Origin of the sequence: Pseudoalteromonas sp. CnMc7-15, from assembly GCF_022347925.1 — a bacterium.
Classification (GTDB): Bacteria; Pseudomonadota; Gammaproteobacteria; order Enterobacterales; family Alteromonadaceae; genus Pseudoalteromonas; species Pseudoalteromonas ruthenica.
This window is the reverse complement of sequence record NZ_JAKRFT010000003.1, coordinates 632,006-650,042: the sequence shown is the minus strand read 5'-3', so window position 1 is coordinate 650,042 and position 18,037 is coordinate 632,006. Positions and strand designations below refer to the sequence as shown.

13 protein-coding genes and 1 riboswitch are annotated in these 18,037 nt (G+C 48.0%); of the genes, 10 read left to right on the top strand and 3 right to left on the bottom strand.

All coding sequences use genetic code 11. The features are described 5' to 3' along the window. Nucleotides 1-70: 70 nt before the first annotated feature. Nucleotides 71-262, bottom strand: a riboswitch (Lysine riboswitch). Between the two features lie 147 nt (nt 263-409). Further along, nucleotides 410-2,107: a response regulator gene (locus tag MHM95_RS10265; protein ID WP_239385213.1), complete on the top strand. Its 1,698-nt coding sequence runs from the start codon at nt 410-412 to the stop codon at nt 2,105-2,107. On the opposite strand, the gene MHM95_RS10260 is transcribed toward MHM95_RS10265, so the two are convergent. Continuing rightward, nucleotides 2,082-2,969, bottom strand: coding sequence for a TraB/GumN family protein (locus tag MHM95_RS10260; protein ID WP_053910198.1), 888 nt, complete (start codon nt 2,967-2,969; stop codon nt 2,082-2,084). The genes MHM95_RS10265 and MHM95_RS10260 overlap by 26 nt on opposite strands. Nucleotides 2,970-3,452: 483 nt before the next feature. Here MHM95_RS10260 and ilvG point away from each other — a divergent pair, with 483 nt between their 5' ends. From ilvG to can, 8 genes are all read left to right on the top strand, one after another. Further along, nucleotides 3,453-5,114: an acetolactate synthase 2 catalytic subunit gene (gene ilvG / locus MHM95_RS10255; RefSeq protein WP_239385212.1), complete on the top strand. Its 1,662-nt coding sequence runs from the start codon at nt 3,453-3,455 to the stop codon at nt 5,112-5,114. Then, entirely contained in the window at nt 5,111-5,353 is a 243-nt protein-coding gene (gene ilvM, locus MHM95_RS10250) for an acetolactate synthase 2 small subunit (RefSeq protein WP_022943892.1), read from the top strand. The genes ilvG and ilvM overlap by 4 nt, the downstream gene beginning before the upstream one ends. A 54-nt stretch (nt 5,354-5,407) precedes the next feature. Beyond that, the gene (locus MHM95_RS10245) at nt 5,408-6,331 is read left to right on the top strand and encodes a branched-chain amino acid transaminase (protein WP_053910196.1); all 924 of its coding nucleotides are present in this window, start codon (nt 5,408-5,410) and stop codon (nt 6,329-6,331) included. Nucleotides 6,332-6,417: 86 nt separating this feature from the next. Beyond that, nucleotides 6,418-8,274 (top strand): dihydroxy-acid dehydratase, encoded by a 1,857-nt coding sequence (gene ilvD, locus MHM95_RS10240; protein ID WP_239385211.1) that lies wholly within the window; start codon nt 6,418-6,420, stop codon nt 8,272-8,274. Continuing rightward, nucleotides 8,274-9,833, top strand: coding sequence for a threonine ammonia-lyase, biosynthetic (gene ilvA, locus MHM95_RS10235; RefSeq protein WP_239385210.1), 1,560 nt, complete (start codon nt 8,274-8,276; stop codon nt 9,831-9,833). The genes ilvD and ilvA overlap by 1 nt, the downstream gene beginning before the upstream one ends. A 47-nt stretch (nt 9,834-9,880) precedes the next feature. Next, on the top strand, nt 9,881-10,945 hold the full coding sequence (locus tag MHM95_RS10230; protein WP_082079370.1) for an ABC transporter substrate-binding protein: 1,065 nt from the start codon (nt 9,881-9,883) through the stop codon (nt 10,943-10,945). Nucleotides 10,946-11,026: 81 nt separating this feature from the next. Beyond that, nucleotides 11,027-12,229: a methyltransferase gene (locus tag MHM95_RS10225; RefSeq protein ID WP_239385209.1), complete on the top strand. Its 1,203-nt coding sequence runs from the start codon at nt 11,027-11,029 to the stop codon at nt 12,227-12,229. Beyond that, entirely contained in the window at nt 12,226-12,891 is a 666-nt protein-coding gene (gene can / locus MHM95_RS10220) for a carbonate dehydratase (RefSeq protein ID WP_022946622.1), read from the top strand. Before MHM95_RS10225 ends, can begins: the two co-directional genes overlap by 4 nt. A gap of 31 nt (nt 12,892-12,922) precedes the next feature. Here the strand turns inward: can and MHM95_RS10215 are convergent, their stop codons facing one another. Continuing rightward, the gene (locus MHM95_RS10215) at nt 12,923-13,195 is read right to left on the bottom strand and encodes an accessory factor UbiK family protein (RefSeq protein ID WP_022946623.1); all 273 of its coding nucleotides are present in this window, start codon (nt 13,193-13,195) and stop codon (nt 12,923-12,925) included. A gap of 223 nt (nt 13,196-13,418) precedes the next feature. Here MHM95_RS10215 and rep point away from each other — a divergent pair, with 223 nt between their 5' ends. After that, a complete protein-coding gene (gene rep / locus MHM95_RS10210; protein ID WP_239385208.1) occupies nt 13,419-15,434 on the top strand; it encodes a DNA helicase Rep in 2,016 nt (671 codons plus the stop codon). Here the strand turns inward: rep and MHM95_RS10205 are convergent. Further along, nucleotides 15,421-17,985: a diguanylate cyclase gene (locus MHM95_RS10205; protein ID WP_022946625.1), complete on the bottom strand. Its 2,565-nt coding sequence runs from the start codon at nt 17,983-17,985 to the stop codon at nt 15,421-15,423. The genes rep and MHM95_RS10205 overlap by 14 nt on opposite strands. Nucleotides 17,986-18,037 lie beyond the last annotated feature (52 nt).

The window sequence follows — 18,037 nt, the reverse complement described above, 5'->3', positions numbered from 1 at the left end:
CGCATCGAACTGGTTAAATTCGAAGAGCGAATGGGCTTAAAACACAGAGCCAAATGGGCCCAGCGTTACTAAGACCAGAAGCTCTCCACCAAAAACATAGCGCTAAGCGCTTATGGTGACAGTCGCTGGGATTCAACCCATGCGCCCGAGACAGTAAGTAGCAAACTTTACAGGTCTCTCGGCGTACATTCCCCTCGTTATGGTGCTTTGGAGTTTGCTCTCCTTCCCATAACTACCTGAATGACGCTCCTCTTCTAGCCCTTGCGACCACAGCACATGCGGCCGACTCAATAAGGGTGCCTTTTTATTCAATCACTTTATGCTTAACGCTGTCAACGCTAAAGCGAGAACAAATTTTACAAAGGCTGATTTTGTGTCAGTATTAAGGGGTTATTGCAAAGGCCCTCTTATGCAACGTCTTACCAAACACTTACAAAAACGTTATTTCTGGGCAGCCAGTGTGCTTGTTGTTGTCATACTTAGCTCTACAGTGTATGTGATGAAAAGTATCAATATGCAGCGAAATGACGCGAAAGTAATAAATATTGCAGGTATGCAGCGGATGCTTTCGCAGAAGATTGCATTGCATAAATTGGCCGTCAATGACCGTGCTGTAAGTTTTGAGCAGCAGCAACTCGCTCGTGCCACTATGCGCTTTTATAATAACCATGAGTTTTTATTAGGCTCACAGTTGGTGCAGCAAAGCCCTCAGGTGCTGGCGCTTTATCACCAGCAGGGCTTGGATGGTCGGGTGCGCCAGTATGTGCAGTTAGCGAGTCGCAGCGATGCACCTTTAAGTGCTTTTCAGGGTCAAAAACTACTGTCGTTATTGCAGGACTTAGATGCTGTTGTCACCGTATTAGAGTCAAAATCTAAGCAAAAAATAGAACATTTACAGCTTGTTATTCCCCTTTTAACGCTGGCAGCCATTGCTACTATTTTATGTGAGTGGTGGCTCATCTTTAATCCTTTGACACGTCGAGTGTCAGCCATTCTTTATCGGCTTCGTTACCAACGGCGTCAAGCCGCGCATGCGCATCGGGTAAAATCTGACTTTTTAGCTAATATGAGTCATGAGCTAATGACGCCAATTACGGGGATTATTGGCCTATTGGACTCTCATAATGCGGCTGGTCGCGAAGAACAGCAAACGGCATTGGGCTGCGCCCGACATTTGCAGGCGCTAGTGCAAGAAATGTTGGAATTGCAGAAGCTTAAGTCGGGAGCGTTTACTACTTTAGTGACCGAGCAGTCATTAAAGCAAACGGTGAGTGCAATATTGGCGCCTTGGCAGCTTAAGTCTGAAACCCTGCAGCGATTGAGTGTCGAGGGTGAAGATAGCCTACCTGTTCAAGCACAAACTGATCATCTGCATTTAATCCAAGCAGTTAATCAGCTATTGAGCAACGCCTTTATACATACGCGCGCTGCGGTGCATGTGCAATTTGAATACCATGAACCATCTGGGCTGCTGAGTGTTGTCGTTAAAGATAACGGCGATGGCATTGCTACTGCTGATATTGAGGCTGCTCAGCAACATGCTGTGTATTACAACACCGAGCAGGTACAGCACTTTCAGGGCGCGAAATTAGGTCTCAGCCTCGTGTATGCGTTGGCTCAAGAGGTGGGTGGAAGCCTTACGATTCGTAGTACCACAACAGGCACTGAGGCCAAGCTAACTTGGCCCGTACTTACTATCGACAAAGCCCGGTTAGAGCCAAGCAGCCAGCATGGCGATATTCTGATTGTTGAAGATAACCCAATAAATCAGTTAGTGCTTGCTAAACAAGCTCAGCAAATAGGCTTTAACACCACCATTGTTGATGATGGTGAGCAAGCACTCAATAAATTACTAGAACATCACTATCAATGCGTATTAATGGATTTAAATATGCCAAACAAAGACGGCATAAGTACCATTATTGAGATTCGTGAGCGCTTAGCGCTCAGCGTGCCTATTTTTTTGGTGACTGCCAGTCAAGATGAGCATCGCATCGCGCAGAGTATCACTGTCGGTGCCAATGCCGTACTTAACAAGCCGGTCAATACTCAGCAGTTGAGCGCGTTATTGAAAAAACACGTTATTGAGAGGGCTGCCTTTTCGTAACCGTAAATCCTTGTTCGCGCAGTAGGTTAACGAGCCCATTTTTTTCCGGTAAATGGAGCGCACCTACGGCGATAAACAGTGACTGCTGCTGCATTGGCTGGTTAAGTTGTGCGACCCAGTTTTGATTACGCTCAATAAGTAAAATATGCTCGTTAAGTTGGCCGAATTCAGAGTCATCAAAAGCATCGTGGTAGTACTGCCTCAGTATGTCAGTATCTCCCTGCTTCCACGCGCTGATCAATCGAGCAAAATAGTGGTCGAGGTCTTTGAGTTGGCGAAAAGTATCGTTGACCATTTCATCAGCGTAATTATCTAAGGCGCTGAACATTTCTAGTTGCTGCTCTAGCGACTCGAGCTCCATTATCGGCTTACCTATTGCGTTTGCCTTAGCTAACACTTGCTTGTCGATTCCGTTTTGCTCTGAATAGCCTGCATTTTGATACTCGATTTGCACCATAGTGAGTAAAACGGCCCAAGGCTTTAAGCCCGAGAACATGGCAATATTAATACTCTTTTGTGCAAAATAGTCACTGAGGCGTTGATAATTTTTACTGCTCAGTTCAGTTTCTAGCGTGCGGCCGTTACGCAGCATCATTAGCGGCATGGAGCGTTGTTGAATCTGCATAGGTGAGAGCGCGCTAATATCTACTTCAACGACCACTTTATCACTGCGGCTGATTGCTTGCTCAACATAAGAGGGGAGGCCTTTCATTGCTTCATCACCAACATGCACAGTGCCAAACAAATAGGAAGTAACGCCATTTTTCTCCACTTGCCACAGTGCCGGAGTGGTGTTTGCGAGGCAGAGCTGAGTGAAAAATGCAAAACAAATGTACAGCAGTGGCCAGAAGGTTTTTTTCATAATGGTATCCAGAGGTAGTTGTTTTTAGCCAGTGTAACTGAGTTCGGTAATTTAGCCTATTGGCTGACCATTTTTACTAAAAATATTCAGCTGTTACAGCACACTATGTTAAATACGTTTTAATGTCGCAATGAAAAAGTTGGAATTATTTTTCTCTTAACTGACTTTTGAGGTTTTTTTATGTGATTAATGTCGTCATTTTTAGTTGTTTCGCATTGTTTTTATGGTTGACTTAGAGGGGCTGCCAAGGTACTAATAGAAAAAGAGCGCAGAAATGCGGTAACAAACTTAAAAAAGCGAAGCGAAAAGTACATGTTGAATACGCAACTTAGCCTAGTCCTAGTGATTAACGTCGTGGTGATTATTATTACCACGGGGGCTTTGTAGTGCGTTAAAAAAGTAATTTCGCAAAGAAGCCCCCCGCACTGAAAAGTTCGGGGGGCTTCTTCGTTTATGGGCCAACACATTGAGGAATGAGGAAAAATGACTGGCGCAGAATTAGTGATCGACATATTAGCCAAAGAGGGCATAAACGAGGTATTTGGTTACCCTGGTGGGGCCATCATGCCCATTTACGATGCCCTTTATGAATCTCCAGTCACTCATTACTTAACTCGCCATGAGCAAGGAGCTGGCTTCGCCGCTGTGGGTTATGCATGCAGTAGCGGCAAACTGGGTGTGTGCATGGCCACTAGTGGCCCGGGAGCCACAAACCTGATCACCGCCCTTGCCGATGCCATGATGGACTCCGTGCCGTTATTAGCCATCACCGGGCAGGTACCCACAGCGGCAATCGGCTCGGATGCATTCCAAGAAGTTGACGTCTTGGGAATGTCTCTTTCATGCACTAAGCATAGTTTTATGGTTGAGCGCAGTGAAGATTTAGCGCATACCCTGCAACAAGCCATCCACTTAGCTCAAAGTGGTCGTCCAGGCCCTGTGCTTGTTGATATTCCAAAAGATATTCAAATGAATGAGGCGCATTACCAGCCTTGGCTAGCCGAATCAGAGCCGACGTCGCAACCTTGCCAGCAACAAGTTCAATTGGCTAATCAGTTGCTAAGCGAAGCTCAGCGGCCAGTGGCCTATATCGGTGGTGGGGTTCAAAGTGCTGGAGCCCAGCAGCAACTCATGCAGTTTCTATACAAGACCAATATGCCAGCGGTGCAAACACTTAAGGCGTTAGGCAGCGTCACACCGGATTATCCACTTAATTTGGGCATGTTAGGTATGCATGGCACTAAGGCCGCTAACTTGGCGGTACAAGAATGTGACCTGCTGTTGTGTATAGGTGCCCGTTTTGACGATCGCGTGACCGGCAACCTGACTAAGTTCGCGGCGAACGCGAAAGTTGTGCACCTTGATATCGATGCTGCTGAAGTTGGCAAGCGAAAGCCTACAGATGCATCGCTGGTGGCGGATTTAAAAATATCACTGCCGCAATTGCAGTGTTTTGTCAGCGAGCCGCAATGGTGTAACTATGTTGAGGAGCTAAACCAAGAGCATGCGTGGCGCTACGACTACCCCGGTGAAACCGTGTATGCACCAGCTTTACTTAATCAACTGTCGCAGCAGCTAAGTGCCGATGCAGTGGTATGTTGTGACGTTGGTCAGCACCAAATGTGGGTCGCGCAGCACATGCAATTTAGCCACCCGAGCAACCATTTAAGTAGCGGCGGCGCAGGAACTATGGGGTTTGGTTTACCTGCTGCCATTGGCGCGAAAATCGCCCGCCCCGAAGATACCGTGGTGGTGGTCTCTGGTGATGGCTCCATCATGATGAATATTCAAGAGCTGGCCACCATCCGCCGTAATAATTTAGATATTAAAATAGTGGTTATTGATAACCAAAGGTTGGGTATGGTGCGCCAATGGCAGCAGCTATTTTTCGCTGAACGCTACAGTGAAACGACCCTTTCTGACAATCCAGATTTTGTCGCTTTAGCGCGCGTTTTTGGCATCGCAGGGCGCTGCATCACTTCCCAGGAGCAAGTACAGGCTGCGCTTAGCGAGTTGCATAGCAGTGACGGCCCGTATTTGCTGCATGTGTGTATTGATGATGCCGATAACGTCTGGCCATTGGTACCGCCAGGTGCCGCGAACGATCAAATGCTGACGCAAACAAACCAACAGGGGCAACCATGAAACATCGCTTAACTTTACATCTTGCCAATCAAACCGTCGCCGTTGAACGCTTTTTACGAGTTGCTCGCCACCGTGGTTTCAAGCTAACGGCGTTGGAATTAGCCAGCAGTGAAGAGCATTATGCTATCAATATGACTGTCGACAGCGACAAACCCATCTATCTTTTAACGCAACAACTGAATAAGCTGGTAGATGTGCAAAGCGTGACTTTGCAACAACTACAACAACAAGCGATTTAGCGCTGCGACCAGCAAGGCGCACAGCAACACGGATTTATAAGAAGGTATTAACACATGACACAAACATCCGAATTAATCTGGCACAACGGCGAGATGATCCCTTACCAGCAAGCCACCACGCACGTATTAAGCCATGCCTTACATTATGGTAGCTCGGTATTTGAGGGGATCCGTGCCTATGACACCGCTAATGGGCCGGCTATTTTTCGTTTAACTGACCATATGAAGCGGCTTTTTGATTCAGCAAAAATCTACCGCATGGAAATCCCATTTTCACTGGAAGAATTAAATCAGGCGTGTAAAGAAGCGGTGAAACAAAATGGCTTTAGCGATGCTTATCTGCGCCCGTTTGCCTTTTTAGGTCACGTTGGTTTGGGGTTAAACCCCAAATCACACCTAGCCGATGTCACCGTAGCGGCCATGGAATGGGGCGCCTATCTCGGTGAGGACAGTCTCGCTCAAGGCGTTGATGTATGTATCTCTTCATGGAACCGCCTAGCGCCTAATACCATGCCCACGGCGGCAAAAGCGGGCGGCAACTATTTGTCTTCGCAGCTTATATCAGGTGAAGCCAAGCGTAACGGCTATGTTGAAGGCATTGCCTTAGACACCAATGGGTGTTTGAGTGAAGGAGCAGGCGAAAACCTCTTTGTGATTAAAAATGGTGTGCTATACACGCCACCGACCACCGCCTGTATTTTACCTGGCCTGACCCGCGACACCATTATGACGCTTGCCAAAGAGCGCGGTTATGAAGTACGTGAAGAGTCAATAGCCCGTGAGGCATTGTACCTTGCCGACGAATTCTTTATGACCGGTACGGCAGCCGAGGTCGTTCCGGTGCGCAGTGTCGACCAAATTCAGGTTGGCGAAGGTCAGCGTGGCGCTATCACCGAAGAGCTGCAAACCGCCTATTTTGATTTGGTCAAAGGGCGCAGTGAAGACCCGCGCGGCTGGCTAGAGTACGTAAACGACTAACGACGAGGTGCCACTAGCACCACTATTTTGGGAATGAGGTAAGTCAAGGCAGCCACGGCTGCGCTTGCAAATATATAGAGGTAAACATGGCAAAACTGCGCAGCGCAACAACCACCGAAGGACGCAAAAGAGCAGGGGCTCGGGCGCTTTGGCGAGCGACCGGCATGAACGACAGCGATTTTAAAAAACCGATTATCGCGGTGGTTAATTCATATACTCAGTTCGTGCCAGGGCACGTGCATTTGAACCAGCTCAGCGAGCTAATGGCACACACCATTCGTGATGCCGGTGGGGTGCCACGTGAATTTAATACCATCGCCATTGATGACGGTATCGCCATGGGCCACGGCGGCATGCTGTATTCTCTGCCGTCACGAGACCTCATTGCCGATTCGGTGGAGTATATGGTTAATGCTCACTGTGCCGATGCCATGGTATGTATCTCTAACTGTGACAAAATCACCCCAGGGATGATGTTAGCCGCGTTGCGATTAAATATTCCGGTGATCTTCGTTTCTGGCGGGCCGATGGAAGCGGGCAAAACCCGTCTTGCGGATATCGACATTAAATTAGATTTGGTTGATGCCATGATCAAAGGCGCCGACCCTAGTGTCAGCGATGAAGACTCAGAACAAGTAGAGCGCTCTGCGTGTCCAACCTGCGGCTCATGCTCGGGTATGTTTACCGCCAACTCGATGAATTGTTTATTGGAAGCCCTAGGCTTGGCTCTTCCAGGAAACGGCACCACGTTAGCAACGCATAAGGATCGGATGCAGCTTTATGTTGAAGCCGGTCAACGCATCGTAGATTTATGTCAGCGTTACTATGGCCAAGAAGACGACTCGGTGCTGCCGCGTAACATCGCCAATCAGGCTGCCTTTATGAACTCAATGACGTTGGATATCGCCATGGGCGGTTCATCCAATACGGTGTTGCATTTATTAGCCGCCGCCCAAGAGGCAGGGGTGGATTTCGATATGAGTGACATTGATCGGCTTTCACGCAGCACCCCATTTTTATGTAAAGTCGCTCCTGCGACGCAGCAATACCATATCGAGGATGTGCATCGCGCCGGCGGGATTATGGCCATTCTCAATGAATTGGCGAAAGCGGATAAGTTGGATTTATCCGTCGGCCATGTTGGGGGGGCCAACCTTGGCGAGGTGATCGCTCGCTATGATGCCAGCAAAGAAGAGAACACGTCGGCGCGCACATTTTACCGTGCTGGTCCTGCTGGCATCCGCACCACCAAAGCCATGAGTCAGGATTACCGTTGGCAAGAGATGGACTTGGACCGCGAGCAGGGCTGTATTCGCAGTGTCGAACATGCCTTTCGCCAAGATGGCGGGCTGGCGGTGCTTTATGGCAACTTAGCTCCCAACGGCTGTATTGTGAAAAGCGCGGGGGTCAGTGATGACATGTTAGTGTTTAAAGGCACTGCCAGGGTGTTTGAATCACAAGACGATGCAGTGGAAGGCATTTTAGGCGGCCAGGTACAAAAAGGCGATGTGGTGGTGATCCGCTACGAGGGCCCCAAGGGCGGCCCGGGCATGCAGGAAATGCTGTACCCGACTAGTTATCTAAAATCCATGGCCTTAGACAAGGATTGTGCGCTTATTACCGATGGCCGCTTTTCCGGTGGTACGTCGGGCTTTTCTGTGGGCCATGTTTCTCCTGAGGCTGCCAGTGGCGGTGCGATTGCTTTAGTTGAAGATGGGGATGAAGTGATACTCGATATCCCCAATCGGGGTATCAATCTGGGTTTATCGCAGCAGCAGCTTGAGGCGCGGGCACAAAAACAGCAGCAACGTGGCAAAGATGCATATAAGCCGCTCAACCGTAATCGTCCTGTAACAGCCGCGCTCAAGGCGTATGCGCTGTTGGCAACCAGTGCGGACAAAGGCGCTGTTCGCGACCTTGAAAAGCTTGAGGAGTTAAGCTGATGGCCGCCTCCGAGCTTGACTATTTTCGCGCTATTATCCAAGCCAATATGGAGCCTTTGGTTAAGTTCACAGAGGTCAGTGAACTGACTGCGTTAGAGCAAAAACTAGGGTGCAAGGTGTGGCTTAAGCGTGAGGACCAACAACCCGTTTACTCCTTTAAGTTACGGGGTGCATACAACAAGCTAAGGCAACTGGAAAAAGGCAGCAAGGTGATCACCGCCTCAGCTGGCAATCACGCACAAGGAGTGGCGTTAAGTGCCACCGAGTTAGGGCATCAAGCCATTATCGTGATGCCCCTTACCACGCCGCAGATCAAGGTCAGTGCAGTACGTGGCTTCGGCGGTGAGGTGATTTTACACGGCCATCACTTTGATGCTGCAAAAGCCCATGCCTTAAAACTGGCCGAGCAACTGCAGGCGGTGTTTGTGCCGCCATTCGATGATCCCGATGTGATCATTGGCCAAGGCACGATTGCGCGCGAGCTAATGCAGCAGCTTCCGCAGTTGGATGCGGTGTTTGTTCCGGTTGGCGGCGGCGGTTTGTTAGCCGGTATGGCGGTGTATATTAAATCGCTGCGCCCAGATATCCGCATCATTGCTGTGGAGGCCGAGGAAAGCGCCTGTTTGCAAGCGGCTATGGCCGCCGGAAAACCTGTAGAGCTCGAGCGGGTGGGCAGTTTTGCCGATGGCGTCGCGGTGAAGACCATCGGCAGTGAAACCTTTCGTCTGGCACAGCAGTTTTGCGACGAAGTCGTGACCGTCAGTGGTGATGAAATTTGTGCTGCGGTACAAGATATTTTTGTCAGCACGCGGGCTGTAGCGGAGCCCTCTGGCGCGCTGTCTTTGGCAGGGCTAAAAAAATGGGCGACAACACAGGCTCAGCAAGGAGCTAATTTAGCGGCGGTGCTCTCCGGGGCGAACTTAAATTTTGACCGTCTTCGTCACATCGCCGAGAGAACGGCGCTCGGTGAGAAGAACGAGGCGTTATTGGCGGTGACCATTAAAGAAGAGAAAGGTAGCTTTAAGCGCTTTTGCCAATGCTTAGGCGGGCGTGCGATCACTGAGTTTAATTACCGTTATGCCGGCCCGGGTGAAGCACAAATCTTTGTCGGTATCGGGTTGCGTCAAGGTGTTAGTGAGCTTGAAGAACTACTCGGTGAGCTTGAACATCAGGGCTATCACTATGTTGATATGTCCGACAACGAGCTTGCTAAATTACATGTGCGTTATATGGTTGGCGGCAAGCCGACACAGCAGCTACAAGAGCGGGTACTGCGCTTTGAATTTCCCGAATACCCTGGTGCGCTAGCGCGGTTTCTCGATACTTTGGGGAGCAAATGGAATATTAGCTTATTCCACTATCGTAATCATGGGGCTGCGCTGGGTAATGTGTTGGCGGCATTTGAAGTACCTGGGCAAGATTATAATGCCTTTGATGAGCACTTGAAACGCCTTGGATATGGGTTTGTAGAAGAAACAGGTAATTCGTGTTATCAGCAGTTTCTCGCACACAACGGCTGCGAAGAGGAGGGTAAAATTGCCCAACAAGCTGGTATTTAAGCCTAAGCTTTAATATAGTATTAACAGCATTAGCACAAGGAAGTACAGTGAAGCAGCGCATGGAATGGAAAAAGGGCCTACTGAGTTTATTTTTGCTTTTTGGCCCTTTTTTTTCAGTAATGGCCAGCCCTACTAAAGTGACCTTACAGTTAAAATGGCGACATCAATTTCAATTTGCAGGTTATTATGTTGCCAAAGAGCTGGGTTATTACCGTGATCTGGGCTTAGAGGTCGACATTGTCGAGGCTGTTGGTAACGACACTGACAGCGTGGCCAAGGTGCTCGATAATCATGCTCAGTTTGGTATCAGTCACTCCGGTTTGCTTAAGCATCGTCTGCAGGGTCAGCCTGTAGTCGCAATGGCCGCACTGATGCAATCCTCCCCCTATTGCTGGCTAGTAAAGAAACACTCACCAATATTCGCTCCGCAAGATTTCGATAGTAAGAAAATCAGCTCGCTTAGCGCCAGTGAGAATGCTGAGCTTATCACTATGCTTGCCAATGAAGGCATACAGCCAGAGGTTGTTGATATTGGTGCTCAGGAGCCATTGGCTGCATGGATTGAAGGGCGCCTCGATGCCATTCAGGTGTACATTACCAACGAGCCCTATACCTTGGCGCAACAAGGTATTGATTATCGTCTCGTATGCCCAAAGCAACATGGCTTCAATGTATATGGTGACGTGTTGTTTACATCACAGACCTTTCTTGATGCTCAGCCTGAAGTGGTAGCGCGTTTTTATCAAGCGAGCATGCGCGGTTGGCGTTACGCGTTACTCAACCTACAGCACAGTATTGCCCTCACTAAGCGTCATTATGCCGTTGATAAAAGCTTACAAGAGCTGGCTTTTGAAGCAGACCAACTCAAACCTTTGATGATGCGAACTGGCAGTACGCTAGGTGCAATGTCTGATGCGCGATGGCGACTGATTGCAGAGCTTTATGCACTGGATGATAAGCCTATGCAGGAGTACTTTCGCGGTTTTATGTACCAGCCAATACAACAAAGTGGTATGCGCTTGTCGTGGATGTTCATTTTGGCTATTGCCATCATCTTAGTTGCCGTCCCGACTTATGTTCGACTCGTGGTGCAAGCGCGAAAATCTAAATAGTATAGTGGCGAGATAAAGTTTTCTGCGCTTGAGCCAAGCGATTTGATATAATCTAACAATTGCAGTCCGTTAGTCTTTCTCATGCCATCGTTAACATCGCACTTTCAACGCCTAGATCAATTGCTTAATGACACTCGAGATTACTGGCAATGTGTAGCATTTTCATGCGAGCACTACCCTTGGCCTGAACTGACAACGGTGCTGGAGAATCTCAGCGATGAGCAAGTGGCTGAGCTTGATGCCCAGCCATCACAGTTAATAGACTACTTCAGTGCTCATATTGATCAGCTTTCGCAGTTGCCAGAACTAACCGATTTGCCTACCAGCACACAGGCACAGCCTCAAGCGCTACCATTTTGGCTAAGTAATGGTATTAAAGGCCGTAAATTGACCCAGCTACAGTGCTTTGTTGATGGACTCGCACCTGCGCAGGAAGGCAGTACCGTCTTAGAGTGGTGTGCGGGTAAAGGTCATCTCGGGCGCCTCCTCGCGCACCAACATCAGGTACCCGTGCATAGTGTGGAAATTCAGCAGCATCTATGTGAGCAAGGTGAACAGCTAGCGGATAAGCTAAACTTACCGATTCACTTTCACCAAGGCAATGTACTGACAGATGATTTTAGTGCCCTAATTGAGCAGTGTGATCACGCTGTTGCCCTACATGCTTGCGGTGGCTTGCATCAATCCTTGTTACGTCAGGCCTGTCAGCAGCAAACACCTCGTATTTCAATTTCTCCCTGTTGCTATCATCTGTTTATCGATGGCGACTATTACCAACCAATGAGCGCAGCTGCACAGGCAAGCTCATTGCAGTTGACCAGCAGTGATCTAAAACTTGCGCTGCAACAAACAGTGACTGCACCACAGCGAGTGCGGCGCGTGCGGCAAAAAGAGGTGTTATGGCGACTCGGGTTTGAACAGTTGGTGCGTGAGCAATTTAAGCGCTCACAGTACACGCCCGTGCCTTCGGTTGGTAAGCAGATATTCAGCGGTGAATTCTCAGATTTTTGTTTATGGGCGGCACGAGAAAAGGGCTTAACCCTGCCAGAAAAGTGCGATTTTACTCGCTATTTGAAGCTCGCAGAGCAAAGGAAGCGCATGACGGAGCGAATCGAACTGGTAAGACATCTCTTTAGAAGGGCAATAGAAGTTTGGCTGGTTTTAGATCGTGCTTTATATTTGCAGCAACACAATTATCAGGTGGGCCTCAGTGAGTTTTGCGAAACTGAAATCACACCTCGTAATATCTTAATTGAAGCCAGCATAAACAGTGAGATGCAATGAAGAATCTAGGTCACCTTTTTGAAAGTAATAGGCAATGGGCTGAACGAACTACGGACCATGACCCAGAATTTTTTCAAAAGTTATCGCAGCAGCAAAGCCCTAAATATTTGTGGATTGGTTGTTCAGATTCTCGCGTCCCTGCAAACCAAATAGTAGACCTTATGCCCGGCGAGTTATTTGTTCATCGCAACGTCGCCAATGTTGTGGTGCACACTGATCATAACTGTTTGTCGGTGATGCAATATGCAGTAGAAGTTTTGAAAGTTCAGCATATTATGGTGGTGGGTCATTATGGCTGTGGCGGCGTTAAGGCAGTGCTCGATGAGGCCAAGCTGGGGTTAATTGATAATTGGTTACGCCATGTTGATGACGTTAAAGCCCAGCATTTATCACTGTTAAATAGCGCACCTGAGGCTCAGCGTCTGGCTCGCTTAATTGAGCTTAATGTGATTGAACAAGTACGTAATGTTTGCCGTACCAACATAGTCCAAGATGCATGGGCTAGAGAGCAGCCGTTGACGGTGCATGGTTGGGTGTATGGGCTTGAAAACGGCCGTTTACATGACCTCGATGCCGTGGTTCGCTGTCATCAAGAGCTACACAGCAGCTACAAAGAGGCGCTGCACAACGTTGCCTTGCGCGTGAGAGCTAATGCGCAATAACGAATAGTTGGGCAGCCAATCTCGTCTCGAATTAACCTTCGTCTTGGTTTTCTTGGTTACCCTGAATTTGCGCTTCTAAAAGCGCCACTTTTTGCTCTAGCGCCGTCAGCTTTTCACGTGTTCTTACTAGCACTTGGCTTTGAATATCGAACTCTTCGCGGCTCACGAAGTCCATCTCTGAGAGTTTATTTTGCAGTACTTGTTTAGTCTTACTTTCAAAGTTTTCGGCCATATCGCGCATGCCTTTAGGCATGTTACTGCCAATCTGGCGAGCAATTTCTTCAATTTTTGCAGGGTTTATCATTGCACAGCTCCTTTTCTCACAGACTTAAGTGTAACTAACCTCAAGCACAAATAACAACTTGTTTGCCTTAGAGCAACGTTTATATACGCTGTATCTAACCCAAGTCACAATACAGTTTGCGTTAGTGCATACTTATTTATTTGTCACGGCCCTGATATCGCGGCTGTATCACTTGCGCTAATAAGATAAAATACGTAGCCCACGGATACTCAGATTAGGTTTTATGAAGCTCAACCCTCAACAAAACGAAGCAGTGAAATACATTAGCGGGCCTTGTCTCGTCCTCGCTGGTGCGGGCTCTGGTAAAACCCGCGTGATCACTAATAAGATAGCTTATTTGGTTCAGCAGTGTGAGTATCGAGCCCGTAACATCGCAGCGGTAACCTTCACCAACAAGGCTGCCAAGGAAATGCGTGAGCGCGTTGCGCAAACTTTAGGTAAGCAAGAGGCCAAAGGGCTGTGGGTATCCACCTTTCATACCCTCGGCTTAGAGATAATTAAAAAAGAGTTGAAAACCTTAGGTTTCAAAGCAGGCTTTTCACTCTTTGACGACCAAGATACGAATCAGCTTCTCAATGAGCTGACCGCAGACGAGCTAGATGGTGACAAAGACTTACTTAAGTTGTTGAAAATGCAAATCAGCGACTGGAAAAACGAGCTGATCTTGCCACAACAGGCTATTGCGGCTGCTCGAGAGCAGCAAAAAGCCCTTTTTGCACAACTTTATGCCCGCTATCAAACCCAGTTGCGTGCTTACAATGCGCTCGACTTTGACGATCTGATTATGATCCCGACGTTATTGCTTAATAGTCATGCCGAGGTGCGTGAGCGTTGGCAAAATCGCTTTCGTTATATGCTGGTGGATGAATATCAAGATACCAATACCAGCCAATACCAATTGGTTAAGCTATTGGTCGGGCAGCGGGCGCGCTTTACTGTCGTAGGTGATGATGACCAATCTATTTATTCGTGGCGCGGGGCAAAGCCACAAAATCTCGTACAATTGAGTAAAGACTACCCGCATCTGCGTCTTATCAAGCTAGAGCAAAATTACCGTAGTGCTGGACGCATTCTTAAAGCGGCTAATATTCTCATTGCCAATAATCCGCATGTTTTTGATAAAAAACTGTTTAGTGAGCTGGGCTTTGGTGATCAGATTAAAGTCATTGGTACTCGCGATGAGGAACACGAAGCCGAACGTGTGGTAGCAGAGATTATTTCCCATAAGTTTACCAAGCGCACAAGCTACCGCGACTACGCTATTCTATATCGCGGTAATCACCAAGCGCGGGTGTTTGAAAAGGCGCTGATGAGTAACCGTATACCCTATAAAATCAGTGGTGGGATGTCCTTCTTTGCGCGTGCTGAGATCAAGGACATGATGGCTTACCTGCGATTGCTGGTAAACCAAGATGACGATAATGCGTTTTTGCGCATCGTAAACACTCCCAAGCGTGAAATTGGTCCTATGACCTTGGAGAAGCTGGGTTCGTTGGCGAATGACAAGCACATTAGCTTATTTGCTGCATGTTTTGAGCCCGAGCTTGCACAGCGTTTACAAGGGCGAGGTTTTAACGCGTTAATGGGGTTTGCTCGGTGGGTCTTGGAGTTAGCCGATAACTGCCAACGTAGTGACACCCTTGAGGCGGTGAAAGACTTAGTGCGACAAATTAATTATGAAGCCTATTTGTATGAGACTTCGACTAGCGCTAAAGCCGCTGAGATGCGCATGAAGAATGTCTCTGAGTTATATCGTTGGATCACTGACATGCTCACTGGTGATGCTGACAATCCAGCCCTTACCCTACCTGAGGTGGTGATGAAGCTCACCCTGCGCGATATGATGGAGCGTAATGAAGAGGAAGATGACAGTGATGCGGTGCAACTACTGACACTGCATGCCTCTAAGGGCTTGGAGTACCCTTATGTATTTATGGTCGGTATGGAAGAGGGGCTGTTGCCACACCAAACCAGTATTGACGAGGACAATGTTGAAGAGGAGCGTCGCTTGGCCTATGTGGGGATCACCCGAGCGCAACAAGAGTTAGTGATGACGTATGCCAAAAGCCGTCGTCAATTTGGTGAAACCATGACCCCAGAAATTAGCCGTTTTGTGGAAGAACTCCCGCAGCAAGATTTGGCTTTCGAAGCACGAAAAGCACCACAAAATCAGCAACAACGCATGGAGCAAGGGCAGGCCCGAGTGGCTAATTTAAGGGCCATGCTTAAGAAGGAATAGCGTGAAGTGGTTGTTGCTCGGCAATGGCGTGTTGCTGACCAATAAAGTGGTGTACACCGTGATGCTCAAGCAGCGAGCGATAATTAAGAATACAGGGCCCTTTAGCGATCACCATGCAGTCATTTAGTTGTGTGACTGCCAACACGCCTTGCAGCATATGATCGTAACGTGGGTCCTGTAATACTCGACGGCTAAAGGTAGCATTGAGTAATACACAGAAGTAGGGCAGCTGGGTCAGTAAGCTTAGCTCGCAGCGATCTTTACCAAACTCATTAAGCCCAATATGCAATCCCTGCTGGTAGAGCTTGTCTAAATTTTTCATTTGGTTAGCGCTACAAAAGCGCAGCTCGGCTTCACTGAACAACAGGCAGAGTTTATCTTTATTCGTCAGTTGACCGACCCAATGACTAAGCCCCTCAAAGTGTTTATCATCCAGCAACAAACTTGAGCAATTGAGTAAACTCATAATGTCGCTCTGGTGTTGATTAAAGCCATATTTGAGCAGTTTGAGCTCTACCTTAGCGAGCTCGTAATTATCACTGGCAAAACGCTTAAGTTGTTCAAAACTGGTACTCCCGAGCACTGGGTGCTCGCCATAAGCATCGAGTAATTGCGCGTGAGGCTGCTGCTGGTCGAAGTTTACGATGTCGCTAGCACGAAAATGGGTGTGCAAATCCATTAGGTGATGACGTTGATGTGGCTCTTGCTGATCGTTGCCATAGCCTAGCAGCGGGTGATAAAACTCAAAGCGGCCTTTGCCAGTTTGTTTGGCATAATACATGGCGGCATCGGCATCACGAATGATTTCATCGGTATGGCTGTAGTCGCGTTTACTGTAAGTAATGCCAATACTGGCACCGCTTTGAATACAAATCCCTTGGTTGCAGAAGGGTTGCTGCATCACTGCAATAATGCGCTTGGCAACATCCTCGGCTTGTTGACGCTCGTTGAGTTGGGTGAGCAGAATAACAAATTCGTCGCCACCAAGGCGGGCGATCAAATCATGATCGCGAATACATTGTTTAAGCTTATCCGCCACTTCAATGAGGAATTGGTCGCCACACTGATGACCCAGCTTATCATTGATATCTTTAAACTTATCCAGGTCGATGAACAATACGGCAAAGTCTTTTTCAGGAAAGCGCTGATATTGCCCCAACGTGCGCTCAAGCTGAGATAAGAACAAACTGCGATTGGGTAACCCTGTTAGTGAATCATGATGAGCATCATGATAAAGCTGCTGCTCTATTTTACGGCGCTCGTCAATTTGTAGCTGTAAATGTAAGTTGGCTTGACGTAGCTCCCGCGTTTTTTCAGCCACACGTAACTCTAATTCTTGGTGGCTCTGTCGCAGCGCTTGCTGCGATAAATGGTTTTGCAGCACGTTGGCAATTTGGTTGGAGACGTAAGCGATGAGCTCAACATCCTCTTGCACGAAGTCGTACTTGTTGTTGTATGCCTGGCAAACAATGAGTCCAATCACTCCTTGCGCTGTTTTTAGGGGAGCTCCTAGCCAGCTAGTACAGCGACAGCTTGGGTCTAATTTACCTTGGCGCTCAATGATGCCCTCGGCAATCAACTGCTCGCTGCGAGCCCTATCTATTAATTGGCACTGCTTGGATGTTAGTACTAACTCACTAAAGCCTTTTGCAAAGGGTCGCGGACCAAAGTCTTCGCTGCACTCATCGACGGCGTAAGGGAAGGTAAGCCAATTATTGTCTTTATCATACAGCGCAATATAAAGGTTTTCCGCATAGGTGATGGACTTCATGATCTGGTGAACATGGTAGTAGACATCATCAATATTGATCGACTGGCTCGCCAGTTCCGATATTTGGAATAACGTTTGCTGTCGTTCTAAAGCTTTTTTACGTTGGCTAATTTCGTCATTAAGCGCTTGGTTGCTAAGCGTTAATGCTTGAGTACGTTGCTTTACTTGGCTTTCAAGTAATTCGCGCTTTTTCACCCGCTCAATGGCCGTTGCTAGATACAGCGCGATGACCTCAAATAGCTCAATTTGCTCTTGGCTATAGCCTTGTTTGGCATCATAGCTTTGCGACACCATGACACCAATCACATCGGTATCTTGATAAATAGGCACACCAAGCCAATGTTCGGCTTGCGCCCCTAAAATTTTGAACTTGCCTTGTTGCTGCGCTGCCGTCATGGTTTCACGAGTGAAGTAGGCGGTTGCCCGTGAACGAAATACGTAGCCAGTCACACCTTGCTCAAAATGCTGATCGGTGACTAAGGGAGTTTGTATTCCGTCTTTCTGATCAACGAAGTAGGAGAGCTCAAGTAGTCCTGTATCTGGGTTACGCAGGACCACATAAAAATTTTTACTCGGTACGTAATCGGCTAGCAGACGTTGAATTGCAGGGTAGAAAGAGCACAGCTCAGGAATGGTACTGGCTTGTTCTGACAGTAAAATAAGGGCATGTTGGAGGTGGTGTTGCTGCTTGTATTTTTGCAGCAACGCCTTCAGGCGTTTATTCTTTTTCTGGAGCTTATTGAGCTCCTGCGGGGACCACTCATCCACTGAACGTGCCATTTGTTATTTTTGTTTATTTATTAACCGCCAAATATTCCATCTTTTTTGGTTC